We start from the raw sequence: 24827 nt of genomic DNA on the forward strand, positions 1-24827 counted from the left end.
CTCCCGCACCCCTGCCCCGGGCGGCTTCGGGGAGCGCCGGTCAGGTGAGGGGCGGGCGGCGGACTACTCTCTCGTGTGACTGTCTCGACTCGACGGGGGGACCTGTGGCACCGGCATCGACACCGGCACTGACACCGCGCACCGCGCGGTCCCTGGTCGCCGTCGCGCTCGCGGCGGGAGTGCTCGCCGGGTGCGCCTCGGACACCGAGAGCGGCGGTGCCCGCCTGGGCCAGGCCGCGAGCTGGTCCTCGGTCGCCGGCGGGCCGCCCAACTCCGGTCGTGCCCACTCCGCGGTCACGGACGCCCCCGAACTGCTGTGGTCCCGTGCGTTGGGGGCGCCCGCGATCGGCGTGGCCTCCTCGGACGGCATCGGCACGTCATTCCAGGCCACGGTCTCCGAGCGCGGGTGCAACCTCTTCGCACTGACCGCCGAGGACGGCCGCAAGCGCTGGTGTCTACGACTGCCGACGGACGGCCCGCGCATCACCGCGACGGTCGACGCACGCGGGTCGTTGTTCGTCCCGATGTACGGCGGGGTGGGCGCGCTGGCGGCCGAAGGCGAGAACCGCTGGTTCGCCGCGACGAAGGGCGTGCCCACCACCGTGACGTTGCTGGACGGCCGTCACCTGCTGCTCGTGTCGCATCTCGGGGTGGCGCGGGTGGTCAACGCCCACACCGGTCTGGACGCCACTCCCGAACTGCGGCTCACCGGGAACATCGCGACCGATGACCGGGCCTACGGCCTCCCGTGGTGCGCCACCGGTGAGCGCGGCTGCCCGGCGCCCTCCCCCGCCGCCGTGGACACCGACACGGCGACGGCCTACCTCACCGCATGGACGCCGGGCGCCGACGACCCGGAACTGGTCGCGGTCCGGCTGGTCCCCGGCGAGTTCACGGCCCTCGAAGAAGTGTGGCGCGTGCCCCTGCCCGACGGTCGCCTGGGCACGCCGGTGGTGTTGTCGAACGACCGCGACGAGGTCTACGTCCACGCCGCCGACGGCACCCTGGGCGCGTACTCGACGTCGGACGGCGCGGTTCGGTGGTCCGCCCCGGTCGGCTACCGGCCGGACACGCCCCCCGCCCTGCTGCCCGACGGGACGCTGGTCAGCGGCGGTCGCACGACCACCGTGTGGAGGGGACCCGACGACGACCACGACGACGACGCGGGCCCGGCGCCCGTGGTGGCCGTCCGCGGGGAGGACGGAACCGGCCGGGAGGTCTGGCGCCGGGACGACCTGCGTCAGCTCACCAACCCCGCCGCGACGGCCGACGGGCGGGTGCTTGTGGCCGTGCGCTCGGGCGGTACCGACGACGAGCCCGGGATCGCGGTCCACCTGCTCGACGGCGACGACGGGGCCACCCTCCACCGGATCGAGGTACCCGCGGCGACGGGCCCGGTCTCGGGGCTCAGCGTGGACTCGGACGGCCGGATCGCGCTGACGACCGCGGTGGGCGCGGTGTACGTGTTCGAGTGACCGGGTGGTCGGGCGGTCAGTCCCGTCGGGCGGAGCGCGGCCCGCACACGAACACCACCGCGGAGCTGCCGATCCGGGTCACGACGAGGGCCAGCGGCCGTGACCCGCTGAGGGCGAGCGATCGCCGCAGCACGTCGGGATCCGTGTCGACACCGCGCACGAGGATCTCCAACGACCCGCAGTCGCGCTGCCGCAGCACGCGGCGCAGCTGCTTGCGGTCCAGCCTGCACTTCTCGAGGACCTCGAACCCGGTGTAGCCGTCCGGGACCCGTGGGCCGGTCAGGTGGGCGATCCTCGGGTCGAGCTGACGGAGCCCGTGACGGCGGGCCCAGTGACGTACGAGACCAGCGCGGACGACCGCCCCGTCGGGATCCACGATGAACCGCTCGGCCTCCTCGTGGGCGTCGACCTCGTCGTCGTCGCGGTCGGTCACCTCCTCCACGTGGACCGCGACACCGTCCGCGACGAGGCGCGGTGGCCCCCACGGCCCCGGCGCGTGGGCGGCGGTCGTGCGGAGCACCGTGGCCCGACGGCGCACGCCGGCCGACAGGCCCGGCGACCACAGGCACGCCTCCCGCACCGAGCCGTCGAGGGACACCAGTTCGACCTCCCCGGAATGGTCGAGCTGCGAGGTGTCCAGGCCCGGGGCGCACTTGATGACGTGATCGCGGTCGGCGGCGACGGTGAGCAGGTCCGGCAGCGGCGGGCTGAGCCGGGCCGGGTCGTGGACGCGCCGGCCGGCGGAGCGGCGCGCGGGGTCCGCCACCAGGACGGCGCCGCGGCTGGGCGGGGCGAGCGCGTCGGCCACACACACGAGCGCGTCCGGGACGTTGTGGGCGGCCATCCGGGCGCGGACCGGGTCCAGGTCGGAGCCGATAACCCGGTCGGCGGTGCGCACCAGCTCGTTCAGTTCGGCGCCGACGGAGCAGGTGACGTCGTGGACGTCCCGGCCGGCCAGACGGCCCGCCCGCAGCGCCGCGACCGGCCACGCCGTGGCCTGCTGGACCGCCTCGTCGGTGAGGAGCATCGCCCCGGAGCCCCGGATCCGACCGTGAGCACGGGCCCGCGCGGTGACGACGTCGATAGCCGCCGCCGCATGCACGGGATCGGCGCGGCGGACGGCCGCGGTCGAGGCCACGAGGCCGGCGCGGGACCACTCCAGGCCCGCCGCGAGGTCGAGCAGGTCGCGTCCGGCGGGAGTGCGCAGGAACTCCAGGTCCTCGGGGGTCACCGCCGCAACGTTAGTTCCCGCCCGGCGCGATGGCTCGCGGGGTGGCCAGGACCTCGGCGACGTCCGCGGACCCCGCCAGGTCGGACAGCACGTCGAGGGTGGGACGGAGCATGCCGAGCCGACCCAGGATCCCCGCCTGGGCGGCGTCGTCGGCGCGGATCCACTCGGTCGCGCGCGCCTCGGTCGTGCCGCCGTCCGGGTCGACGCCCGCCGGCAGGGCAGCCACGAAGAACAGGGTGTCGTAGCGGCGTGGGGGCCCGACCGGGGTGGTCCAGCGATCCCACGGGCGCAGCAGGTGGGCGGCCAGCACCAGCCCGTGCGCGGCGAGCAGCGAGTCCAGGTCCCCCTCCCCCGCGTCGAGCGCGCGCCGCTCGTCGGGTCCCGGCGGTCCGGCCGGTGCCGTCGCGGCCAAGCCGCCGACACCCGCCCCGGACCCCGACGCGCCCTCCGGTTCGGCGAGCAGCACCCCGGTCTCCTCGAACAACTCCCGGGCGACCCCGCGCACGGCGGCGGCGGCGCGGTCGGTGTCGATCCCGAACCGCTCCGCCCACCACGCCGGTCCGGGCCCGCGCCACGGGCGGGTGCCGTGGTAGTCCCGCGGCTCGACGCCGCCGCCGGGGAACACCGACATCCCGGCGGCGAACTGCATGGTCGCGACCCTGTGCTGGAGGAAGACCTCGACACCCCCGCCGACCCGTGCGTCGCGGATGAGGGCGACCGTGGCGGCCTCGCGGATCGGCACGGATCCCGGCGCGACGATCGCGGGCGCCTCGCGCCCCGGTCCGCCGCTCACGCCCGCGGGGCCCGTCGGTGCCGACCTGAGCGCCGTGCACGACGCGCGAAGTAGCGGCCGTCGATCGAGTCGACCACGATCGACTGGGCGAACGCGCGGCTGAGGTTGTCCGAGGTGATCACCTCGTCGATGAGTCCCATCGCGGTGACCTCTCCCTCCGCCAGGAGCATCGCGTGGGTGAAACCCGGGGGGATCTCCTCCACGTGGTGGGTGACCAGGACCGTGGCGGGGGCGTCCGGGTCCATGGCCATGTCCCCCAGACGGGCGACGAGATCCTCACGGCCTCCCAGGTCCAGGCCGGCACCCGGCTCGTCCAGCAGGAGCAGCTCGGGGTCGGTCATCATGGCGCGGGCGATGAGGACGCGCTTGCGCTCCCCCTCGGAGAGGGTGCCCCAGGTGCGCTCGGCCAGGTGCTCGGCCCCGATCGATTCGAGGGTGTCCGCGGCGCGGGCGAAGTCCTCGGGGTCGTACCGCTCCCGCCATCGGCCGAGCACGGCGTACCCGGCGGAGACGACCAGGTCCTGCACCACCTCGTCACCCGGGATGCGGCCCGCCACCGCCACCGAGGACAGACCCACCCGGCTCCGCAGCTCGGTCACCTCCGTCCGCCCCAGCTGCTCGCCGAGGATCACGGCCGTCCCGGTACTCGGGTACTCGAGCGCCGATGCGATCCGCAACAGCGAGGTCTTCCCCGCGCCGTTCGGTCCGAGCACCACCCACCGCTCATCCAGTTCCACCTGCCAGGACAGGGGCCCCACAAGGGTCTTGCCGTCCCGCCGGAGCGAGACGTCACGGAGGTCGAGGACGAGGTCGGGGTCGCTGTCGATCAGGGTGCTCACGTCGCCCATCTAACCGGTTATCGGGTCGCCGGGTGGCCAGGAACACGGCCCCGCAGGTGAACGCCGACTCGTGCGGCCCTGAAGGATCGTCCCGACTTCGATAGCGTCGTGGGGGTGACGCCGTCCACCGCGGCGCCCGCCCGCCGAGAGGAGCACCGACGTGAACGACCGTCTGGCCATCGATGAGGTCCGTCCCCTCGTCTCCTGCGGGAGGTTCCCGTCCAAGTCCGTGGTCGGGGAGATCCTGCCCGTCTCGGCGATCGTGTGGCGCGAGGGCCACGACGCGCTGTCCGCCAGCCTGGTGGTCCGACGGCCCGGTGGCGCCTCGTCCCGGGCCACGATGGTGCCCGGCACCGAGCCGGACACCTTCCACGCGCTGCTGCCCACCGACGTGCCGGGGATGTGGTCGTTCCGCGTGGAGGCGTGGTCCGACCCCTACGCCACGTGGCGTAGCGGGATCGTCAAGAAGATGGCCGCCGGCCAGGACTCGGATGAGCTGGGCAACGAGTTCGAGGTGGGCGCCCGGGTGCTCGACACGGCGATCGCCCGGGCGACCGTCGCCGGCGTCGCCGACCGCGTCGACCTGCTGACCGCCGCCGCGGCCGCGCTGCGCGGCTCCGGTGACGCGGCCACCCGCACCTCCCCGGCACTGTCGGACGAGGTCGCCGACGCGTTGGCGGACGACCCCGTGCGCGAGCTGGTCACCGTCGGCCAGACCCATCGCGTGTGGGTGGACCGCCGCGAGGCGCAGTTCAGTTCCTGGTACGAGTTCTTCCCCCGCTCCACCGGCGGCTGGGACGACGAGGGACGCCCCGTCCACGGAACGTTCGCCACCTCGCGCTCCTACGTGGACCACGCCGCCGACCTCGGGTTCGACGTCGTGTACCTGCCGCCGATCCACCCCATCGGCGAGATCAACCGCAAGGGCCGCAACAACACGCTGACCCCCGGGCCCGGCGACGTCGGGTCCCCGTGGGCCATCGGTTCCGCCGAGGGTGGGCACGACGCGGTCCACCCTCTCCTCGGCACCATCGAGGACTTCCGCGAGCTGGTGGCCCACGCCCGCGAACGCGGCGTCGAGGTCGCGCTGGACCTGGCCCTGCAGTGCGCGCCCGACCACCCGTGGGCCGCCGAGCACCCGGAGTGGTTCACCGTGCTGCCCGACGGGCACATCGCCTACGCCGAGAACCCGCCCAAGAAGTACCAGGACATCTATCCGGTCAACTTCGACACCGACCCGGAGGGCATCTACGCCGAGGTGCTGCGCGTGGTCCGGCTGTGGACCTCGCTCGGGGTCCGGATCTTCCGGGTCGACAACCCGCACACGAAGCCGGCCGACTTCTGGAACCGCCTCATCAGCGAGGTCAAGCGGACGGCGCCGGACGTGCTGTTCCTCGCCGAGGCCTTCACCCGTCCGGCGCGGCTGTTCGGCCTGGCCAAGCGCGGCTTCTCGCAGTCGTACACCTACTTCACCTGGAAGACCACGAAGTCCGACCTGGTGGAGTTCTGCGAGCAGCTGCTGGCCCACGTCGACGAGGCCCGCCCCAACATGTTCACCAACACCCCGGACATCCTGCATGAGTCGCTCCAACGCGGCGGCCCGGCGATGTTCGCGATCCGGGCGGTGCTCGCCGCGACGCTCTCCCCCTCGTGGGGCGTGTACTCCGGTTACGAACTCTACGAGTGGCAGCCCGTCGCCGACGGCAGCGAGGAGTACCTGGACTCGGAGAAGTACGAGCTCCGCCCCCGCGACTTCGCCGCCGCGGAGGCCGCCGGGCAGTCACTGGCCCCGTGGTTGCGCACCCTCAACCGGGTCCGCCGCGAACACCCCGCCCTGCAGCAGTTGCGCACCCTGCGGTTCCACGACGTGGACAACGACCAGATCATCGCCTACTCCAAGATCGATCCGGCCACCGGGGACTGCGTGCTCGCGGTGGTCTCCCTGGACTCCCTCGGTGTCCAGGAGGGCACCCTGCACCTGGACATGGCGGCCCTGGGGTACGACGACGACGCCCGGTTCAGCGTGCGCGACGAGGTGTCCGGCTCCGAGTTCCACTGGGGGTCGAGCAACTACATCCGGCTCGAACCCTGGACCGCCGTCGCCCACATCATCGCCATCCCGCCCTGCGACGAAGCACGTAGGGTCGAACTGACCTACCGCACGCACACCGTGGATTGAGGCGAACGGCCATGGCAAAGCACAAGAAGAAAATCCGCTCCACCGACCGGCTCGGACCGGAGCAGACCTCGTCGTCGTCATCGGCGCCCGCGGCGGCTCCGGCGACGCCTGCCGTGCCCACCACTCCCCCCGCGCCCCCTGAGCCGGCCATCGCCGCCGAGCCCACGCCGATCCCCGACGAGGTACTCGGTCGGCTCCGGTCCGGAACCCACCACGACCCCCACTCGGTCTACGGCGCGCACCGGGACGGGGACGGCTCCGTCGTGCGCACCGTCCAGCCGGGCGCGGTGGAGGTGGAGGTCGTCATCGGCGACCGCACCGTCCCCATGCGCCCGATCGGTGACGGACTGTTCCACGCGGCGCTGCCCGACCCCGACGTTCCCGACTACCGCTACCGGGTCCGCTACCCCGACGGCCACACCCGCACCGTCGCGGACGGTTACCGTTTCCTGCCCACCCTCGGCGAGATCGACCTGCACCTCATCGGCGAGGGACGCCACGAACGACTGTGGGACGTCCTCGGCGCCCACGTGCGCACCTACGACACCCCGGGCGGGCCGGTCACCGGCACCTCCTTCGCGGTGTGGGCGCCGGGCGCCCGCGGGATGAGCGTGGTCGGCGACTTCTGCGGATGGAACCCCACCTCGCTGCCCATGCGCTCGATCGGATCCTCCGGGGTCTGGGAACTGTTCGTGCCCGACGTCGCCGACGGCGCGGTCTACAAGTACTGCGTCCGCGGCGCCGACGGCCGGACCATCGACCACGCCGACCCCATGGCGGTGGCCACCGAGGTGCCCCCCGCCACCGGGTCCAGGGTGTTCACGTCCGGATACGAGTGGAACGACGACGAGTGGATCGCCGCCCGCGCGACCCGCGACCACTCGCGTTCCCCGATGACCGTCCTCGAGGTCCACGTCGGATCCTGGCGACCCGGACTCGACTACCGGGAGTTCGCGCACGAGCTCGCCGACCACATCGCCGAGACCGGGTTCACCCACGTGGAGCTCATGCCCGTCGCCGAGCACCCCTTCGGCGGTTCGTGGGGCTACCAGGTCTCCTCCTACTACGCCCCGACCAGCCGGTTCGGCTCCCCCGACGACCTGCGCTATGTCATCGACCACCTGCACTCGCGCGGCATCGGCGTCCTGGTGGACTGGGTGCCCGCGCACTTCCCCAAGGACGAGTGGTCACTCGGCCGGTTCGACGGCACCCCGCTCTACGAACACGCCGACCCCCGCCGCGGCGAGCAGCCCGACTGGGGCACCTACGTGTTCGATTTCGGCCGTCACGAGGTGCGCAACTTCCTCGTCGCCAACGCCCTCTACTGGGCCGAGGAGTTCCACGTCGACGGCCTACGAGTGGACGCCGTGGCCTCGATGCTCTACCTGGACTACTCCCGCGAGGCCGGCGAGTGGACCCCCAACATCTACGGGGGCCGGGAGAACCTCGAGGCGATCTCGTTCCTCCAGGAGGTCAACGCGACCCTGGCGCGGGAGCATCCCGGCTTCCTCACCGTGGCCGAGGAGTCCACGTCCTGGGGTGGCGTCACCTCGCCCACCTACACCGGCGGCCTCGGGTTCTCCATGAAGTGGAACATGGGGTGGATGAACGACACCCTGCGGTACGTGGGACTCGACCCGATCTACCGCGGATTCCACCACGGCGAGATCACCTTCTCGATGATGTACGCCTGGAGCGAGCGCTTCGTCCTCCCCCTGAGCCACGACGAGGTGGTCCACGGCAAGGGGTCGATGTGGGAACGCATGCCCGGCACCTCGTGGGACCGGGCGGCGGGCATCCGGAGTCTCTACGCCTACATGTGGGCGCACCCCGGGAAGAAGTTGCTGTTCCAGGGGCTCGAGTTCGGCCAGACCACCGAGTGGGACGCCGACAAGGGTGTCGCCTGGGAGAACCTCGAGGGCTGGGAAGGCGAGTACCATCGCGGCATCCTCGCCTGCGTGCGGGACCTCAACACCCGCTACGCCGACAACCCCGCCCTGTGGTCGCTCGACGACGAGCCCTCCGGCTTCTCGTGGATCGACGCCAACGACGCCGCCCACAACACGTTGTCCTTCCTGAGGACGGACCACGCCGGCAACACGATCGCGTGCGTGGTCAACTTCTCCGGCGCCCCGCTCGGCGACTACCGCATCGGGCTGCCCGAGGGCGGGTACTGGGAGGAGATCCTCAACACCGACGCGTCGGGTTACGAGGGTTCGGGCGCGGGCAACCTGGGCGGGGTCGACGCCGAGAACACGCCCCACCACGGGCGGCCCTACTCGGCGGCGATCACGGTCGGTCCCCGGGCCACCGTGTGGTTCCGGCACGCGACGGACACGTCGGTCGGGGCGTCGGTCGAGGCGTCGGACGCCTGATCTGCGCCGCCGCCCGCCCGATGGCGGGCGGCCGGTCGGCGCACGGCCGGTCGGCGGACGCCCGCCGACCAGCTCGGTCGCGGATCGTCAGTAGAGTGCGCTCGCGAGGTCACGGCGTCCGGCGAGGACACGCGGGTCGTCCACCGGCAGTGCCTCGAGGAGCTCCAGCAGGCGTGCACGCAGCGTGGCGCGGTCGTCCCCGAAGTGGACACGGATCGCGTCGACCAGGGTCGTGAACGCCGCCTCGTACTCGCCGCCCACGAGCGCACCATCCGCCGCCCGCAACGCGTCGGGGACGGCCCCCTCGCCCACATCGGTCCCCTCCGCCACACGGCGGGTGGCCTGCACGTAGCGCAACGCCTCGACCAGGGAGTGCTCGCCGGGGCGGGACTGCACGAGCGCACTGAAACGCTCCTCCGCCGCGACGAGGTCACCGTCGGCGAGCGCGTCCTCGGCGGCGTCCCGCTCGGGGTCCGTGGGTTCCTCGGGCTCCGCGTCGCCGGTGTCCGGGGCGGGACCGCTCAGCTTGCCCTCGGTCGCCTGGAGCACGGCGTCGAGCCACTGCCGCAGGGCGTCCTCCGGCTGCTCGCCCTCGAAATCGGCGAGTGGGCGACCCGCCGCCACGGCGTAGACCGTCGGGACGGCGCGGGCCTGCAGGGCCTGGGCGATGCCCGGGGAGACGTCGACGTCCACCGTCGCGTGGACCCACCGGCCACCGGCCTCCAGCGCCAACGCGTCCAACAGGCTCGTCAACGCGGTCGGTGCCCGCTGCGAGACCAGTTCGAGGATCACGGGAACCTGGCTCGAACGGACCAGTACCTCCTGCTCGAAGGAGGTCTCGTCCACCTCCACCAGAACCGCGGGACCCGAACCATCCGGACCCGGGCCCGGCGGCGGGCCGCCCGGCCCGGGGGCGCGACCGGTGTCGGTCGCGCCCCGGCGGGTCTCGGCCCGCTTCTTCAATCCGGACAGGTCGACGGCGCCGGCGAGCGACGCCGCGAGCTTCTGCTCGGCGGCGGACGGGGGTCGGTTACCTGGTCTCGTCACGGTTCCGATCCTGCCACGGCGGGCGCGTGGGGGTGTCAGCCGGCCGCGGGCACCCGGATGATCAGGGCGTCACCCTGGCCGCCGCCACCGCACAGCGCGGCCGCGCCGAGCCCTCCGCCGCGGCGGGCGAGTTCGAGGGCGAGGGTGAGCACGACGCGGTTTCCGGAGACCCCGATCGGGTGACCGAGCGAGATGGCACCGCCGTTGACGTTGACCTTGTCGGAGCTCAGGCCGAGCATGCGGGTCGAGTGCAGGCCGACCGAGGCGAAGGCCTCGTTGAACTCGAACAGGTCGATGTCGGAGACCTCCACGCCCGCCCGCTTGCACGCGTCCAGCACCGCGTCGGCGGGCTGGTGCTGCAGGGTCGAGTCCGGGCCCGCGACGGTGCCGTAGCCGACGATCTCGGCGAGCACGGGCCACCCCTCGGCCTCGGCGCGGGCAGCGGAGGTCACGATGACCGCGGAGGCGCCGTCGGAGATCTGCGACGAGGAACCGGCCGTGATGGTGCCGTCCTTGGCGAACGCGGGACGGAGCTTGCCCATCGACTCGGGGGTCGAGTCGGCACGCACGCCCTCGTCGGTGTCCACGACCGTGTCACCCTTGCGGCCCTTGACCGTGACCGGCACGATCTCGTCGGCGAACCGGCCCTCCTTCGCGGCCGCGGCGGCGCGCTGGTGGGAGATCGCCGCGAACTCGTCCTGGTGCTCGCGGGTGATCTCCAGCTCGACGTTGCGGGCCTCGGTGAGCGCACCCATCGGCTGGTCGGTCGGGACGTCGTGCAGGCCGTCGTACGCCATGTGATCGAGCACCTCGATCGATCCGTACTTGTACCCGGCACGGCTCTTGGGGAGCAGGTGGGGAGCCTGGGACATCGACTCCTGACCGCCGGCCACGACGACCTCGGAGTAACCGGAGCGGATCGCCTGATCGGCCAGGGCGATCGCCGTCAGTCCGGACAGGCACATCTTGTTGATGCTCAATGCGTCGACACGCTTGGGCAGACCGGCGGCGAGCGAGGCCTGGCGCGCGGGCATCTGGCCGTTGCCGGCGGAGAGAACCTGCCCCATGATCACCTGGTCGACGGCCTCCGGCGAGACGCCTCCGCGCTCGAGCGCGGCGCTGATGGCGATGCCGCCCAACTCGGGGGCGGAGAGGGACGACAGTCCGCCCTGCAGGCGGCCGAACGGGGTGCGGGCCCCGGAGACGATGACGGTGCGGGTGGGGTCGGCGGTCATGGGACACCTTCCGGTGGAGGGGATGAGACTGTACTCGCCAAACTACCGCGAGAGGCGACCGACTAGCGTGGCAGGTATGACCACTACCCCAGCAGGCCAGCCCCTACTGCCCTCCGAGCTCGTCGTGGCGATCGACCACGTCGGTGTCGCGGTTCCCGACTTCGACGCCGCCGTGGCCTGGTACCGCGACAACCTGGGTATGGAGAACCTCCACGAGGAGGTCAACGAGGAGCAGGGGGTGCGCGAAGCGATGCTCGGCTCCCCCGGTCGCCCCGAGGGCAGCGCCCTGCTCCAGGTCCTCGCCCCCTTGGACGAGTCCTCCACCATCGCGAAGTTCATCGACCGGAACGGTCCCGGCATCCAGCAGATGGCCGTCCGGGTGACCGACATCGATGCGATCACCGCTCACCTCACCGGCCGCGGAGTCCGGGTTCTCTACCCGGCGCCCAAGAGGGGCACCGCGGACTCGCGCATCAACTTCGTCCATCCGAAGGACGCGGGCGGTGTGCTCCTCGAGCTCGTCGAGCCCGCGGACGGACATCACTAGTCGCCCGGTCGGCCCCCGCCGCTAGGGTGGGGGCCATGTCGAGCATGCACACGTCACCCACCACCACGGAGGCTTTCGCGGTGGTGCGCAAGGGTTTTGACCGTGAGCAGGTGATGAGCGCCCTCAGCCGTCTCGAGACCGAGACGGATCTGCTGCGCGCCGACCGGGACGCCGCCGTCGACCGGGCCGACCGGGCCGCGGCGGACGCCGACCGGTCACGCCGACGGGTGGCCGAACTCGAGGCCAGGATCGTCGAACTCGGCCGTACCCCCGTCACCAGTGAACAGATGTCGGACCGATTGTCGACGATGCTGTCCCTGGCCACCGCGGAGGCCGAGTCCATCCGCGACTCCGCCCATACCGTCGCCGACCGCATCCGCACGGAGGCCGAGGAAGAGGCGTGGCGCCTGCGGGAGGCGGCGGCAACCGAGTTGGCCGAGGCCCGCGGCAGGGCGGAGTCGGTCCGCGCCGAGCACACCACCGTCCTCACCGCGGCCAGGGCCCGGGCCCGGGAGATCGTCCTCGCCGCGGAACGCGAGGCCCGCCGGCTGGACGACGAGGCCGCACGCCGCCGCCAGCAGATCGACGACGACCACCGACTCGCCTCGGACCGACGCCGGAGTGAGGCGCTGCGCGACGAGGCGGAACGGCACGACGCTTCGGAGGCGGCGGCGGCGTCACTGCGCCGCGAGGCGGAGCGGGAAGCGGGTCGGATCGTCGACGCCGCCCACGCCAGGGCCGATCGGATCATCTCCGTGGCCCGGGAGCACGCGGACGAACTGCGGACCCTCCGGGAGCGGGTACTCGACGAGCTCGCCGCCATCCGGGCGACGCTCGAACCGGTCCCCGGGCGCCGCAGGGGCGGTCAGTACGACCTGCCCGAGGAACCGGACCTCAGCTCCATCGCCGAGTGAGACCACGCCGGCCGCGACCGGACCAACAACCGGAGTGCCAGTGGCGGCGTTCCTCGTCCCCGCGCGGCCGATCCGGCCACGCCACGACATGCGCGGTACCGGCCGACACGACGTGATCACACCCCGGACACCGGTAGTCCTTACCTGCACGGGACCCGGGTATCCGACGGACGCGGTACATGTCGGGGTCACCGGATGGCCCGGACTCGAGCGCCCCTCCGCCGAGACCGTCGCGCCCGGGTAGCGGCCGGTCCGCGTCGCCGCGTCGGTGTCGTCTGGGCACGAGGCGGTCGGTGGTCAGAAGAGCCGGAGGTCCGTGGACTCGATCCCGCGCAGCGAGTCGTAATCCAGGGTCACGCAACGGATCCCGCGGTCCTCGGCGAGAGTCCTCGCCTGCGGCTTGATGATCTGGGCGGCGAAGACGCCACTGACCGGCGCGAGCAGCGGATCGCGGTTGAGCAGCTCCAAATAGCGGGTGAGCTGCTCGACACCGTCGATCTCGCCGCGGCGCTTGATCTCCACCGCCACGGTCGTCCCGTCCGCGTCCCGTCCGAGTATGTCCACCGGTCCGATCGCCGTCATGTACTCCCGGCGCACCAGTGTGTACCCCCGACCGAGTGTCTCGATGTGCTCGGCCAGCAGCTCCTGCAGATGCGCCTCGACGCCGTCCTTGACGAGCCCCGGGTCCACGCCCAGCTCATGGTGGGAATCGTGGTGGACCTCGGCGACGGTGATCCGCAGCTGCTCCCCCGCCTTGTTCTCCACGACCCACAGTCGATGATCCGGATTCTCGGGATGGTCCTGCTCGGTCAGCGAACAGGGCGGTGTCATCCAGTTGAGCGGTTTGTAGGCGCGGTCGTCGGCGTGGACGCTCACCGACCCGTCAGCCTTGACGAGCAGCAGCCGTGGGGCCAACGGCAGGTGCGCGGTCAGGCGACCCACGTAGTCGACCTGACACGTGGCAACGACGAGTCGCAACGGTTCCTCCTGGGTAGGGCGCCGCACTCGGACGCGTGGCGAGGAGTCAGCGGTGGGGACGACGGGGACGGATCTGCTCGGTGGAGCATGCCTCCACCCACGCGAGCATCCCGGTCAGTTTGGCGGGCGCCACGCACAGTTCACCCTCGACCGGGCGCCCGCGCCGATCCTGCCCCGAGAAGGTGACGATCATCTCACCCTCCTCGGCCACGTCGAGCTCGGGGCCGGTGGGCTGCCGCCGCGGGCCGAGGACGAGGGTCCGCCTGTCCAGGCGCACGTCCGCCCCGAACTTCACGCTCATCAGACGGTAGAAGGCGACCTCGGTGTCGGAATATCGGACAGCGCCGTATCCCCACGCGTCCTCACCGGCCCGACGGACGAGAACCGATGTGGAGTTGCGACGAACGACGACCAGTCGATACACGACGGCCGCGACCACCGGGACGAGGACGAGCAGGATGACGACACCGAGAATGATCTCGATGGGAGCCGTCAATCTGCTCATCCCCTTCCGGCGGCCGCGGCCGTGTGTGACGGACGGACCGTGGTCGTACTAGGCGCCGGCCTTCTCGACGGCGCGAAGACGGCCGCGGGCGGTGGCCGCGGCGGCGGCGTCATCGCCGGCCTCGGACAGTGCCCGCTCGGCTGCGGCACGGTCGATGGCATCCGACCACTCCGCCGCCTCACCCAGGATACTGACCTTGTTCGCGGTCACCGAGAGGAAGCCGCCCTGTACCGCGGCGACCTTCTTGCCCTCGTCGGTGTAGACCGTCACGGTGCCACCGGCGTCCAGTTCTCCGAGCAACGGCTCGTGCCCGGCCTGGATACCGATCTCGCCCTCGGTGGTCTTCGCGACCACCATCGTCGCGGTCCCGGACCAGAAGCGGCGCTCGACCGTGACGAACTCGACTTCGATGTCAGCCATTGTCTACGGTCACTTCCCCGAGAGCTTCTTGGCGGCCTTCTCGACGTCGTCCAGACCGCCGATACCGTTGAACGCCTGCTCGGGCAGGTGGTCGAGCTCGCCCTTGACCAGCTTGTCGAAGGCCTCGATGGTCTCGGACAGCGGGACGACCGAGCCGACCTGGCCGGTGAACTTCTCGGCGACGAGGAAGTTCTGGCCCAGGAAGCGCTCGAGACGACGGGCGCGCTGAACGGTGACCTTGTCCTCCTCGGACAGCTCGTCCATACCGAGGATCGCGATGATGTCCTGGAGCTCCTTGTACTTCTGAAGGATCCGGATGACTTCCTGCGCGACGCGGTAGTGCTCCTCGCCGACGATGCCGGGCTCGAGGATCCGCGAGGTCGAGGTGAGCGGGTCGACGGCCGGGTAGATGCCCTTCGACGCGATGGAGCGCGAGAGCTCCGTGGTGGCGTCGAGGTGCGCGAAGGTGGTCGCCGGTGCCGGGTCGGTGTAGTCGTCGGCGGGAACGTAGATCGCCTGCAGCGAGGTGATCGAACGGCCACGGGTCGACGTGATCCGCTCCTGCAGCTGGCCCATTTCGTCAGCCAGGGTCGGCTGGTAACCGACGGCGGACGGCATACGGCCGAGCAGCGTCGAGACCTCGGAACCGGCCTGGGTGAAACGGAAGATGTTGTCGATGAACAGCAGGACGTCCTGGCCCTGCACGTCGCGGAAGTACTCGGCCATCGTGAGGGCCGACAGCGCGACGCGCATACGCGTCCCCGGCGGCTCGTCCATCTGACCGAACACCAGCGCGGTGTCCTGGAGCACGCCCATCTCCTCCATCTCGAGGAAGAGGTCGGTGCCCTCACGCGTGCGCTCACCGACGCCGGCGAACACCGACGTGCCGGAGAACTCGCGTGCGATACGGGTGATCATCTCCTGGATGAGCACGGTCTTGCCGACACCGGCACCACCGAACAGGCCGATCTTGCCGCCCTTGACGTACGGGGTCAGCAGGTCGATGACCTTCACACCGGTCTCGAGGATCTCGGTCTTGCCCTCGAGCTGGTCGAAGGCCGGCGGCTCGCGGTGGATACCCCACTGCTCGCCGTCGCGGCCGGTTCCCGGGGCGTCGAGGCAGTCGCCGAGGGCGTTGAAGACGTGGCCCTTGACGACGTCGCCGACCGGCACCGAGATCGGCTTGCCGGAGTCGACGACCTCGGCACCACGGACGAGTCCGTCGGTGGACTGCATCGAGATGCAGCGCACCATGTTGTCGCCGAGGTGCTGGGCGACCTCGAAGGTCACCGTCTTGGCGACGGCCGCGAGGGAGATCTCGGCCGTGAGGGCGTTGTAGAGGGCCGGGAGGGCGCCGCGCGGGAACTCCACGTCGACGACCGCACCCAGGACACGGGAGACCCGGCCGGTGAGACCGGCCGTGCCCGTCGTGCTCTGATCGGTTACAGCTGTGGTCATTGTCTAGTCACTTCCTGCGCTCGCGGCGAGCGCACCGGCGCCGCCGACGATCTCGCTGATTTCCTGGGTGATCTGTGCCTGACGTGCCTGGTTGGCCTCACGGCTGAGGCCCTCGACCAGTTCGGTCGCGTTGTCCGTGGCGGACTTCATCGCGGTACGACGTGCCGCCGACTCCGATGCCGCTGACTCGAGCAGCGCCGCGAAAGCCCGTGTCGACATGTACCTCGGGAGGAGGTTGTCGAGCAGGGTGTCCGCGTCGGGCTCGAAGGAGACCTCGGGCTTGAAGTCCGTCTTCGTCGTGTCGAGCAGGTCCTCGCCGAGATCCAGCTCCTCGATCTCGACCTGCGTCTCGATCGGGGCGAGACGACGCGCCCGCGGGGTCTGGGTGAGCATCGAGACGAACTGGGTGTAAACGATGTGCACCTCGTCCACGCCCTTGCGGGTGGTGTCCCCCTCGTGGTTCTCGCCGAGGAACTCCGCGGCGTCGAACGTCCCGTCCCCGCCGACCGCGAAGGCGGTCGACAAGAGCTGGAACGCCGGTCGAGCCTCCTGGTAGACGGGCTTCTGGGAGTGCCCGTGCCACGACCCGGCGAGGGCGATCTCGCGGAACGTGTAGTACACGATGCCCTTGTTGCCCAGGACGTAGATGTCGACCTCGCGGCCCTCACCCTCGAGGTACGCGATGAGCTCGGACGCCTCCTTGAGGACGTTGTGGTTGTATCCGCCGGCCATACCGCGGTCGGACGTCACCACGAGCACGGCGGAACGCTTGGCGTCCTCCGGCTCGTTGAGCATGCGGTGCTGGATCGACGACGCACTCGCGAGGTCGGTCAGGATCGCCGTGATCTGGTCCGCGAAGGGCTTGGCCGCCGCGACCCGTGCCTGGGCCTTGGAGATCTGCGACGTCGCGATCAGCTCCTGGGCCTTGGTGATCTTCTTGGTCGAGTTGACCGACTTGATCCGGTCGCGCAGTTCACGCAAATTCGCCATGGTCTCAGATCACGCTCCTCTCGCCCGAGTATCGGATGGCTGTCATCTCGAGGCCTCAGGCCTTCTTCTTCTTGGTGACCGTGAGGGTCTCCCGGTCGATCTCGTCCTCGGAGAGCGCCTCGGCCTCGGGCTCGTTGACCACGCTGGAGCCGTCGGTGGTCTGGAAGCCCTCCTTGAACTCGTTGGTCTTGGCCTCGAGGGTCGACTTGGACTCGTCCGAGAGCGCGCCACCACCGTCGATCTGCGAGTAGACGTCCGAGGCCGAGTGGTGCAGGTGCTCGAGCAGCTCGGTCTCGAACCGGCGGACGTCCTCCACCGGAACGGAGTCGTAGAAGCCCTCGCCCGCGAGGTAGATCGACACGATCTGGTCCTCGACGGCCACCGGCGAGTTCTGGTCCTGCTTGAGGATCTCCACCAGACGCTGGCCGCGCTCGAGCTGGGCCTTGGAGGCGGCGTCGAGGTCGGAGGCGAAGGTCGCGAAGGACTCGAGGTCGCGGTAGGCGGCCAGGTCGAGACGCAGCGAACCGGAGACCTTCTTCATGCCCTTGGTCTGGGCGGCGCCACCGACTCGGGAGACGGAGATACCGACGTTGACCGCGGGGCGGACACCCCGGTTGAACAGGTCGGACTCGAGGAAGACCTGACCGTCGGTGATGGAAATGACGTTGGTGGGGATGAAGGCCGAGACGTCGTTGGCCTTCGTCTCGATGATCGGCAGACCGGTCAGCGAGCCGCCGCCCATCTCGTCCGAGAGCTTGGCACACCGCTCCAGCAGACGGGAGTGGAGGTAGAAGACGTCACCCGGGTAGGCCTCGCGGCCCGGCGGGCGGCGCAGGAGGAGCGAGATGGCGCGGTAGGCGTCGGCCTGCTTGGACAGGTCGTCGAACACCACGAGAACGTGGGCACCGTCGTACATCCAGTGCTGGCCGATGGCCGAGCCGGTGAACGGCGCGAGCCACTTGAAGCCGGCGGAGTCGGAGGCCGGGGCCGCCACGATGGTGGTGTACTCCATCGCGCCGTGCTCCTCGAGGGTCGCCTTGACGCCCGCGATGGTGGAGCCCTTCTGACCGATGGCCACGTAGATGCACCGCAGCTGCTTGGTCTTGTCGCCCGACTCCCAGTTGGCCTTCTGGTTGAGGATGGCGTCGATGCAGACCGCGGTCTTGCCGGTCTTGCGGTCACCGATGATGAGCTGGCGCTGGCCGCGACCGATCGGCGTCATGGCGTCGATCGCCTTGATACCGGTCTGCATCGGCTCCTCGACCGGCTGGCGCTCGAGGACGGAGGGGGCCTGCAGCTCGAGGGCGCGGGTACCTTCCGACTCGATGTCGCCGAGGCCGTCGATCGGCTGACCCAGCGGGTTGACGACGCGTCCGAGGAAGCCGTCTCCGACCGGGACCGAGAGGACGTCACCGGTGCGGCGGACCTCCTGGCCCTGGGCGATTTCCTCGAAGTTACCGAGGATGACGGCGCCGATCTCGCGGTCTTCGAGGTTCAGTGCCACACCGAGGATGCCGCCGGGGAACTCCAACAACTCGTTCGCCATCGCCGAGGGGAGGCCACTGATGTGCGCGATACCATCACTGGTGTCGACGACGAGGCCGACCTCTTCCTTGGTCGCGTCGGTCGAAACAGTCGAGGTGTAGTTCGCAATCGCGCTGCGGATCTCATCGGAGGAGATCGTCAACTCCGCCATGTCATTCCTGCTCTCAAAGTCGGGATGTGCTTTATGGGTTATTGCGTGAGCCACTACCGCTGGGATACGGCCGAGTCGCAGCTCGTCTTGTGCCGGACCAGCCGGTCAGCGGAGGGTTCGACGCATCGCGTCGAGCCGTCCCGCCACGCTGCCGTCGATGATCTCGTCGCCCACGCGGACGACTGCCCCTCCCAGGAGGGCGGGATCGACGTCGTTGTGGATGGCGATCTCTCGTCCGTAGATCGACGCGAGTCGGTCGCGGAGATCGCCGGCCTGCTGCTCGGAGAGCGACTCGGCACTGGTCACCACGGCCACGGTGCGGCCACGGAGTTCAGCGGCCTGCCGCGAGATCTCCATGATGTCGTCCGCGGGCATTCCGACGGGCCGCGCGACGGCCTGGGAGGCCAGCGCCTCGGTCACCGCGGTGACCTTGCCGTAGAGCACCTGGGCGAGGAGGGCCCGCTTGGCGCCCGTGTCCGCGGTCCGGTCGGCCAGGGTCTGCTCGAACTCGGCGTCGCCGGCGATGATGCGGCCGAGCCGGAACAGCTCGTCCTCAACGGTCTGGAGCTGACCCTGTTCCTCCGCGGAACGCATGAGGGCCTCGCGACCCAGCAGGATCAGGCCCTGCCGCAGTTCGCGCGGATTGGACCAGTCCCGGGCGACCGCAGCGAGCAGGAGGTCGAGTGTGGCCTGGTCGACCTTCCACCCGAACACCCCGCGGACCAGATCCTGCCGGGCCTCCACCGAGGCCGAGGTGTCGGCCACGGCGACCCGCAGTGACCGGTTGTCCTCGAGGACGTCGACGACCTGGAAGAGTTCCTGGCCCACCTTGGCACCGGTGGCACCGCCGGCCGGGTTCGAGGCCAGTGCGGACTTCAGATCGTCACGGGTCTGGTCGAGCGCATCGCGACTCGCTGCGTGCATGGACTCCACTTCCCTTAGTTCTTGCCCGCGCCGGGGACCCGGTCGAGGTCTGCCAGAAAGCGGTCGATGGTGCCGGAACGGCGGACCGAATCCGACAGCTGCTCACCCATGAGCCGCTCGGCCAGGTCGACGGACTGCCGACCGAGATCCGTGCGCAGCTCCGCGATGATCTGCTGGCGCTGGGCCGAGAGCTGCTGGTTGCCGGCGGCGACGATACGGTCGCTCTCGGACTGGGCCTCGGCCTTCATGTCGGCGAGGATCTGCTGACCCTGGGCTCGCGCGTCGTCGCGGATCTTGGCCGCTTCGCTGCGCGCCTCGGCGAGCTGCGCCTTGTACTTGGCGAGCTCCTCCTTCGCCTCGGCCTGGGTCTGCTCGGCACGACGCAGACCACCCTCGATTCGCTCCTCTCGCTCATCGAGAACCTGCTGGAACTTCGGAAGGATGAACTTCCAGAAGAGCCAGAGGATGACGGCGAGCGGGATGAGCGACCAGACGATGTCATACAGCGGAGGAATGAGCGGGTTGGGGCTTTCCTCCAGGGGGAGCGACTCCCCCTCGGCCGCCAAGAAGGCGATGACGTTGTTCATGGTGCGTCCCTAAGAGGTCGGTGTGTCGCGATCAGAACAGGAAGCCGGCGACGATACCGATCAGGGCGAGCGCCTCGGTGAAGGCGATGCCGAGGAACATCGTGGTACGGAGGGTGCCGGCCATCTCGGGCTGACGGGCCATGCCCTCGACGGTCTTACCGACGAGGATGCCGATGCCGATGCCGGGGCCGATGGCGGCGAGGCCGTAGCCGATCGCGCCGTAGCCGGTGACGGTCTGCTCGGTGGCCTGGGCGAGAGTGACGATGTCCATGGGGTTTCCCTTTCAGATGGCCGGCGCGGGTGGTTCCGCTCCGGTCGGACGTGGGTTGTCTGATTGACAGGTGGTCGGGTCAGGCCTGACGGCCCGGGTTCTTAGTGGTTCTCCGCGTGGAGCGCACTGTCGATGTAGACGGCGACCAGCAGGGCGAAGATGTACGCCTGCAGGAAGATCACCAGCAGCTCGAACAGCGTGAACGCGATCGACAGCGCGGAGACTCCGACGGACAGCAGGGTCCAGCCGTTGAGCTGCCAGAAGAAGAAGTTCGTCGCACTGAAGAGCAGCACGAGGATCAGGTGACCCGCGAGCATGTTGGCCATGAGACGGATCGTCAGCGTGGCGGGGCGCAGGATGAACGTCGAGACCAACTCGATCGGCACGACCAACAGGTGCAGGGCCGGCGGGAGGTTGGGGATGACGACGCTCGCCTTGATGAACCGGGCGAAGCCATAGCGCTTGGAACCGGCGTAGATGAAGGTCACGTATCCCAGGAGTGCGAGGACCAGCGGGAAACCGATCCGGGCGTTCGGGGAGATGTTGAGGCCCGGGATGATGGCCGGGAGGTTCATCGCCACCACCGCGAAGAAGATCGTGGCGATGATCGGGAGGAAGCGACGTCCCTGATCCTTACCGAGGATCTCCTCCGCGATATGCACCCGGACGAAGTCGAGGCAGATCTCCGCGACGTTCTGGACCCCGCGCGGAACCAGCTTCGGATTGCGCATGGCGATCGCGAAGAAGGTCAGCAGCACGACCGCCATGAGCAGGCGGACGATCATGAGCCGGTCGAGGGTGAAGGCACCGCCTGCGAAGTCCGTCAGCCACTGCTGGGCCGGGAAGAACTCCTTGTCGATGTTCGGGGGATGGAACTCGCCTTTCAAGGCCAGAAGCGTGGTACTCAGTGTGTTCTCCCCTGGTCGTGTCGGGCGACGGGCGCCCCAGCGCGTTCGGTACGAGCGGCCCGGAGTTCGCGGCCGGGTCGGGTCAGCGCGCGAACGTCGTCAGGCCACGTGGCAGCCCGGTGACGTGCTCGTCTCACCGTGGAAGAGAATAACACCTCGGTCTCGGCGCGGCGTCACCGGGGGACTGCTCAGGGGACGGTCGGTTCGACGTACGGCGCGCGGGTCTTGAGGATGGCCCACGTCTCCCCCGCCAGCACCACGATGAGTGCGGCGATGATCGTGACGGCGAAGGCCGGCCTCGAGTAGAAGTCGAAGCGGTCGAGCACGGCGACCACACCGATCGCCACCACGAGCTTGAGCAGCCAGGTCCCCAGCAGGACCGCCGCGGTGGTCTGCGGCGCGGAGTGAGCCGTGGCGATCACGACGATCGCCGTGGTGAGGACGAACGCGCCGCCGATACCCGCCCCCATGAGCGCGCCCCAGAGACCCGGTGTGCCGTCGACGAGGGTCCACCCGGCCGCGCTGACCACGGCGAGCACCACCAGGGCCGCGGTGCCGAGCCTGACGGCCTTCCGCAGGGCGGTGGTGTGGGGACTCTCGGCGGGCTGCTCTGGGGACGTGGGGGTGTCTGTCATGCCGTGCAGCCTAGCGGGGCGGGTTGTCGTCCCCCACGCGGTCATCGGTCCGCGCGCTGCGCAACCGGGGCACCAGCGTCGCGGTGAGAACCGAGATCAGACCTGCCGCGACCAGCGGGACGACCACCTCGGTGGGCAGCATCGTCGCCCCGACCGCGCCGAACGCGATGAGCGAGACCCACGCGTAGATGACCAGCGCGACGCGCCGGTGGGAATGCCCCAGCGCGAGCAGTCGGTGGTGCAGGTGCATCTTGTCGGGCGCGAACGGGCTGCGGCCCGCGCCGAGCCGACGCACCACGGCCATCACCAGATCGAGCATGGGCACGAACATCGCGGCCGCCACCACGATCACCGGCGAGAGCAGGACGATCATGTCCTGCGGCCCGTAGAGGCTCTGCGAGATCTTTCCGGACGCGCTGGTCGAGGCCGCCGCGAGGACCAGACCGATGAGCATCGACCCGGAATCACCCATGAAGATCCGCGCGGGTTGGAAGTTGTGGGGCAGGAACCCGAGGAGGGCCCCGGCGAGCACCGCCGTGACGAGCGCGGGTGGATAGGCACCGACCGTGCCGCCCTGGTCGATCATGATGCCCACGGAGAACACGCAGATCGCGGTCGCCGCGATCGCCCCGAGTCCGGCGGCGAGTCCGTCGAGTCCGTCCACGAAGTTCAACGCGTTGACGATCGTCAGCGTGAACACCACGGTGAGCAGTCCCGCCTGGAGTTGGTCGAGGACGAGGATGTTGCCGTCACCGAACGGGATGTACAGCAGGGTCCAGGACACCCCCATGGCCACCAGCACTCCGGCGGCGGCGGCCTGACCCGCGAGCTTGGTGACCGCTCCGAGTCCGAGGATGTCGTCGACGATCCCCACCAGCACGATCACACCGCCGGCGATGATGGTCGCCTCGACGTCGGGCGCGAAGGGCGGGAAGGCCCTGTTCAGGGCCGGGAGCTGGGCGGCGAGGTAGATGGCGACGAGCATCCCGGTGAAGATCCCCACCCCGCCGAGCCGGGGGGTGGGGACGCTGTGCACATCGCGCTCGCGCGGGTACGCGAGCCCACCGATGGCGGGCGCCACTCCCCTGACCAGCCCGGTGACGACGAAGGTGACCAGCCCGGCGGTGACCGCGATGAGCAGGAGCTCCCGGAACGGGATCCCGACGCCCACGGCTCAGCCGCGCAGGGCCGCGGGGTCGACGCCGAGGACCTCGCCGACGCGCTCTGCGGTCACCGCGCCCTCGCGCACGATGCGGGGACCGGGTCCGGTGAGGTCGACGATCGTGGAGGGCTGCCCGATTGCGCAGGGACCGCCGTCGAGATACACGGCCACCGAGTCGCCGAGCTGCTCGCGGGCCTGGGCGACTGTGGTCGCCGGCGGCTGCCCGGAGACGTTGGCGCTGGACACCGCGAGCGGACCGACGTCGCGGAGGAGCTCGATGGCCACGGGGTGCAGCGGCATACGGAGCATGACTGTGCCGCGGGTGTGGCCGAGGTCCCAGCCCAGGGACGGCGCCTGGTGGACGATGAGGCTGAGCCCGCCCGGCCAGAAGGCCCGGATGAGGTCGCGGGCGGCGGCCGGGGTGCTGACCACCAGTCCGTCGATGGTCTCCCACGAACCCACCAGGACCGGAACCGGCATGTCGCGGCCGCGGCGCTTGGCGGACAGCAGGAGCGTGACCGCGTCAGGGTCGAAGGCGTCGGCGGCGATGCCGTAGAGCGTGTCGGTGGGGGTCACGACCAGCCGGCCCGCGCGCAGGGCGCCGGCCGCGGAACTGAGGCCGACCTCGCGGCCGGTGTCCTCGGTGCAGTCGTAGGTGATGGTCACCGGGTGATCCCCTTCCGGGCGGTCGTGACGACCTCGTCGTCGTCGGGTTCGTCGTCGTCTGGTTCGTTGTCGTCGGGCTCGTTGTCGGCCCTGTCCTCGCGAGCCGCGTCGAGTCGCATCGCGGTGACGAACCGCGGTCGGCCGGCGAGGTCGGTGTGCTGCTCCACGGTACCGAAGGCCCCCTGCGCGGACACGACCGCGGCGACCGCGGCGCCGGTGGTGTCGTCGTGCTCGACGGCGAGGTGCCCTCCCGGTGCGAGGAGGGTGGCGGCCACGTCGACGAGGGGGGTGACGACGACGAGGCCGTCCCGTCCCCCGAACAACGCGGTGGCCGGCTCGTGCGCGAGGACGTCCGTGGGGAGGTCGTCGGTGACCGGGATGTACGGCGGGTTGGACACCACGGCCGCGACGCGTCCGCCCAGGTGCCCGAGAGCGTCGGGGTCGGTGGCGTCGGCGTGGTGGACCTCGATCGGGGTGTCCCCTGCGGCGGCGCGCTCGGCGGCGTTGCGGCGCAGCCACTCCAGCGCGGCCTCGTGCAGTTCGACCGCGTGCACCCGGGCGTCGGGCCGGGCGTGGGCGATCTCCAACGCCAGGGTGCCGCTGCCCGCGCAGAGGTCCACCACGAGCGGGCCGGGGACGGAGCCCGGCGCGGGCAGGGTCGCGAGCGTCCACTCGACCAGCAGCTCGGTCTCCGGCCGCGGGATGAACACCCCCGGCCCCACGGCCAGCTCGAGCCGGCCGGAGACCGCGCGGCCGAGCAGGTACTGCAGCGGGGTGCGGTCGCGGACCCGGGCGGCGACGATCCGCTCGACCTCGCCCCTCGCGGCGGCGTCGAGGTCGTCGGCGAGCATGAGCCGGTGGCGCTCGATGCCGAGCACGTGGGCGCAGATGAGCTGCGCCTCGGCGTGTGCCGAGTCCACGCCCGCCGCGGCGAGTGTCTGCGCGGCCCGGCGCACGACCCCGGTCACCCGGCCCGGGTGGGGGTCCACGGC

At 70.7% G+C, this 24827-nt stretch carries 25 protein-coding genes; 5 read left to right on the forward strand and 20 right to left on the reverse strand.

Annotation, left to right across the window (positions count from 1 at the left end; all coding sequences use genetic code 11):
- Positions 1–104 precede the first annotated feature (104 nt).
- Positions 105–1475, forward strand: coding sequence for an outer membrane protein assembly factor BamB family protein (locus tag AC3DE3_RS02285; protein ID WP_260487795.1), 1371 nt, complete (start codon positions 105–107; stop codon positions 1473–1475).
- A gap of 16 nt (positions 1476–1491) precedes the next feature.
- Here AC3DE3_RS02285 and AC3DE3_RS02290 read toward each other — a convergent pair whose 3' ends face one another.
- Genes AC3DE3_RS02290 through AC3DE3_RS02300 form a run of 3 tightly spaced genes read right to left on the reverse strand, consistent with a single transcriptional unit; the run spans position 1492 to position 4347 of the window.
- A complete protein-coding gene (locus AC3DE3_RS02290) occupies positions 1492–2706 on the reverse strand; it encodes a THUMP-like domain-containing protein (RefSeq protein ID WP_488368821.1) in 1215 nt (404 codons plus the stop codon).
- A 10-nt stretch (positions 2707–2716) separates the two neighbouring features.
- Entirely contained in the window at positions 2717–3499 is a 783-nt protein-coding gene (locus AC3DE3_RS02295; RefSeq protein WP_488368822.1) for an NUDIX hydrolase, read from the reverse strand.
- Positions 3496–4347: an ABC transporter ATP-binding protein gene (locus AC3DE3_RS02300; protein WP_260487798.1), complete on the reverse strand. Its 852-nt coding sequence runs from the start codon at positions 4345–4347 to the stop codon at positions 3496–3498. The genes AC3DE3_RS02295 and AC3DE3_RS02300 overlap by 4 nt, the downstream gene beginning before the upstream one ends.
- A 151-nt stretch (positions 4348–4498) precedes the next feature.
- Between AC3DE3_RS02300 and AC3DE3_RS02305 the strand changes: the two genes are divergently transcribed.
- Both AC3DE3_RS02305 and glgB read left to right on the forward strand, forming a co-directional pair.
- Positions 4499–6517 carry a maltotransferase domain-containing protein gene (locus tag AC3DE3_RS02305; RefSeq protein WP_488368823.1) on the forward strand — a complete coding sequence of 673 codons (2019 nt, stop codon included), beginning with the start codon at positions 4499–4501 and terminating at the stop codon, positions 6515–6517.
- Positions 6518–6528: 11 nt separating this feature from the next.
- Positions 6529–8892, forward strand: a complete 2364-nt coding sequence (gene glgB, locus AC3DE3_RS02310; protein ID WP_488368824.1) for a 1,4-alpha-glucan branching protein GlgB — start codon at positions 6529–6531, stop codon at positions 8890–8892.
- An 87-nt stretch (positions 8893–8979) separates the two neighbouring features.
- On the opposite strand, the gene AC3DE3_RS02315 is transcribed toward glgB, so the two are convergent.
- The gene (locus AC3DE3_RS02315) at positions 8980–9939 is read right to left on the reverse strand and encodes a tetratricopeptide repeat protein (protein WP_488368825.1); all 960 of its coding nucleotides are present in this window, start codon (positions 9937–9939) and stop codon (positions 8980–8982) included.
- A gap of 35 nt (positions 9940–9974) precedes the next feature.
- Positions 9975–11174: an acetyl-CoA C-acetyltransferase gene (locus AC3DE3_RS02320; protein ID WP_260487802.1), complete on the reverse strand. Its 1200-nt coding sequence runs from the start codon at positions 11172–11174 to the stop codon at positions 9975–9977.
- 76 nt (positions 11175–11250) lie between these two features.
- Here AC3DE3_RS02320 and mce point away from each other — a divergent pair, with 76 nt between their 5' ends.
- The gene (gene mce, locus AC3DE3_RS02325; RefSeq protein ID WP_260487803.1) at positions 11251–11721 is read left to right on the forward strand and encodes a methylmalonyl-CoA epimerase; all 471 of its coding nucleotides are present in this window, start codon (positions 11251–11253) and stop codon (positions 11719–11721) included.
- Positions 11722–11756: 35 nt separating this feature from the next.
- On the forward strand, positions 11757–12635 hold the full coding sequence (locus AC3DE3_RS02330) for a hypothetical protein (RefSeq protein ID WP_260487804.1): 879 nt from the start codon (positions 11757–11759) through the stop codon (positions 12633–12635).
- Here AC3DE3_RS02330 and AC3DE3_RS02335 read toward each other — a convergent pair.
- From AC3DE3_RS02335 to prmC, 15 genes are all read right to left on the reverse strand, one after another.
- Complete coding sequence (locus tag AC3DE3_RS02335) at positions 12616–12918, reverse strand: ATP/GTP-binding protein (RefSeq protein ID WP_488368826.1); 303 nt, start codon at positions 12916–12918, stop codon at positions 12616–12618. The two genes, AC3DE3_RS02330 and AC3DE3_RS02335, sit on opposite strands and share 20 nt — an antisense overlap.
- 14 nt (positions 12919–12932) lie before the next feature.
- Positions 12933–13613 (reverse strand): endonuclease NucS, encoded by a 681-nt coding sequence (gene nucS / locus AC3DE3_RS02340; RefSeq protein ID WP_260487806.1) that lies wholly within the window; start codon positions 13611–13613, stop codon positions 12933–12935.
- A 46-nt stretch (positions 13614–13659) separates the two neighbouring features.
- Positions 13660–14118 (reverse strand): DUF2550 domain-containing protein, encoded by a 459-nt coding sequence (locus AC3DE3_RS02345; RefSeq protein WP_259822487.1) that lies wholly within the window; start codon positions 14116–14118, stop codon positions 13660–13662.
- A gap of 48 nt (positions 14119–14166) precedes the next feature.
- Positions 14167–14538 (reverse strand): F0F1 ATP synthase subunit epsilon, encoded by a 372-nt coding sequence (locus tag AC3DE3_RS02350; protein ID WP_259822485.1) that lies wholly within the window; start codon positions 14536–14538, stop codon positions 14167–14169.
- 9 nt (positions 14539–14547) lie between these two features.
- The gene (gene atpD, locus AC3DE3_RS02355; RefSeq protein WP_132060961.1) at positions 14548–15996 is read right to left on the reverse strand and encodes a F0F1 ATP synthase subunit beta; all 1449 of its coding nucleotides are present in this window, start codon (positions 15994–15996) and stop codon (positions 14548–14550) included.
- Between the two features lie 3 nt (positions 15997–15999).
- Positions 16000–16986 carry a F0F1 ATP synthase subunit gamma gene (locus tag AC3DE3_RS02360; RefSeq protein ID WP_260487807.1) on the reverse strand — a complete coding sequence of 329 codons (987 nt, stop codon included), beginning with the start codon at positions 16984–16986 and terminating at the stop codon, positions 16000–16002.
- A gap of 55 nt (positions 16987–17041) precedes the next feature.
- Positions 17042–18682: a F0F1 ATP synthase subunit alpha gene (atpA, locus tag AC3DE3_RS02365; RefSeq protein WP_488368827.1), complete on the reverse strand. Its 1641-nt coding sequence runs from the start codon at positions 18680–18682 to the stop codon at positions 17042–17044.
- Positions 18683–18787: 105 nt separating this feature from the next.
- The gene (locus tag AC3DE3_RS02370) at positions 18788–19606 is read right to left on the reverse strand and encodes a F0F1 ATP synthase subunit delta (protein WP_488368828.1); all 819 of its coding nucleotides are present in this window, start codon (positions 19604–19606) and stop codon (positions 18788–18790) included.
- Between the two features lie 14 nt (positions 19607–19620).
- A complete protein-coding gene (locus tag AC3DE3_RS02375) occupies positions 19621–20193 on the reverse strand; it encodes a F0F1 ATP synthase subunit B (protein ID WP_132060949.1) in 573 nt (190 codons plus the stop codon).
- Positions 20194–20224: 31 nt separating this feature from the next.
- Complete coding sequence (locus AC3DE3_RS02380) at positions 20225–20464, reverse strand: ATP synthase F0 subunit C (RefSeq protein ID WP_106386252.1); 240 nt, start codon at positions 20462–20464, stop codon at positions 20225–20227.
- Between the two features lie 101 nt (positions 20465–20565).
- Complete coding sequence (gene atpB, locus AC3DE3_RS02385; protein WP_260487810.1) at positions 20566–21351, reverse strand: F0F1 ATP synthase subunit A; 786 nt, start codon at positions 21349–21351, stop codon at positions 20566–20568.
- A 209-nt stretch (positions 21352–21560) separates the two neighbouring features.
- Positions 21561–22007: a Cg1360 family ATP-synthase-associated protein gene (locus AC3DE3_RS02390; RefSeq protein ID WP_260487811.1), complete on the reverse strand. Its 447-nt coding sequence runs from the start codon at positions 22005–22007 to the stop codon at positions 21561–21563.
- 10 nt (positions 22008–22017) lie between these two features.
- Positions 22018–23178 (reverse strand): glycosyltransferase family 4 protein, encoded by a 1161-nt coding sequence (locus tag AC3DE3_RS02395; RefSeq protein ID WP_488368829.1) that lies wholly within the window; start codon positions 23176–23178, stop codon positions 22018–22020.
- A 3-nt stretch (positions 23179–23181) separates the two neighbouring features.
- On the reverse strand, positions 23182–23835 hold the full coding sequence (locus AC3DE3_RS02400; RefSeq protein ID WP_260487813.1) for an L-threonylcarbamoyladenylate synthase: 654 nt from the start codon (positions 23833–23835) through the stop codon (positions 23182–23184).
- Complete coding sequence (gene prmC, locus AC3DE3_RS02405) at positions 23832–24824, reverse strand: peptide chain release factor N(5)-glutamine methyltransferase (RefSeq protein WP_488368830.1); 993 nt, start codon at positions 24822–24824, stop codon at positions 23832–23834. The genes AC3DE3_RS02400 and prmC overlap by 4 nt, the downstream gene beginning before the upstream one ends.
- Positions 24825–24827: the final 3 nt, after the last annotated feature.

This window comes from Dietzia sp. IBK-p2-16D (genome assembly GCF_057773085.1).

Excerpts from the sequence above, each read along its gene's own strand:
- AC3DE3_RS02300 (WP_260487798.1), bottom strand. The coding sequence starts at position 4,347 with ATGGGCGACGTGAGCACCCTGATCGACAGCGACCCCGACCTCGTCCTC.
- glgB (WP_488368824.1), top strand. The coding sequence starts at position 6,529 with ATGGCAAAGCACAAGAAGAAAATCCGCTCCACCGACCGGCTCGGACCG.
- AC3DE3_RS02320 (WP_260487802.1), bottom strand. The coding sequence starts at position 11,174 with ATGACCGCCGACCCCACCCGCACCGTCATCGTCTCCGGGGCCCGCACC.
- mce (WP_260487803.1), top strand. The coding sequence starts at position 11,251 with ATGACCACTACCCCAGCAGGCCAGCCCCTACTGCCCTCCGAGCTCGTC.
- AC3DE3_RS02330 (WP_260487804.1), top strand. The coding sequence starts at position 11,757 with ATGTCGAGCATGCACACGTCACCCACCACCACGGAGGCTTTCGCGGTG.
- AC3DE3_RS02345 (WP_259822487.1), bottom strand. The coding sequence starts at position 14,118 with ATGAGCAGATTGACGGCTCCCATCGAGATCATTCTCGGTGTCGTCATC.
- AC3DE3_RS02350 (WP_259822485.1), bottom strand. The coding sequence starts at position 14,538 with ATGGCTGACATCGAAGTCGAGTTCGTCACGGTCGAGCGCCGCTTCTGG.
- atpD (WP_132060961.1), bottom strand. The coding sequence starts at position 15,996 with ATGACCACAGCTGTAACCGATCAGAGCACGACGGGCACGGCCGGTCTC.
- AC3DE3_RS02360 (WP_260487807.1), bottom strand. The coding sequence starts at position 16,986 with ATGGCGAATTTGCGTGAACTGCGCGACCGGATCAAGTCGGTCAACTCG.
- atpA (WP_488368827.1), bottom strand. The coding sequence starts at position 18,682 with ATGGCGGAGTTGACGATCTCCTCCGATGAGATCCGCAGCGCGATTGCG.
- AC3DE3_RS02370 (WP_488368828.1), bottom strand. The coding sequence starts at position 19,606 with ATGCACGCAGCGAGTCGCGATGCGCTCGACCAGACCCGTGACGATCTG.
- AC3DE3_RS02375 (WP_132060949.1), bottom strand. The coding sequence starts at position 20,193 with ATGAACAACGTCATCGCCTTCTTGGCGGCCGAGGGGGAGTCGCTCCCC.
- AC3DE3_RS02380 (WP_106386252.1), bottom strand. The coding sequence starts at position 20,464 with ATGGACATCGTCACTCTCGCCCAGGCCACCGAGCAGACCGTCACCGGC.
- AC3DE3_RS02390 (WP_260487811.1), bottom strand. The coding sequence starts at position 22,007 with ATGACAGACACCCCCACGTCCCCAGAGCAGCCCGCCGAGAGTCCCCAC.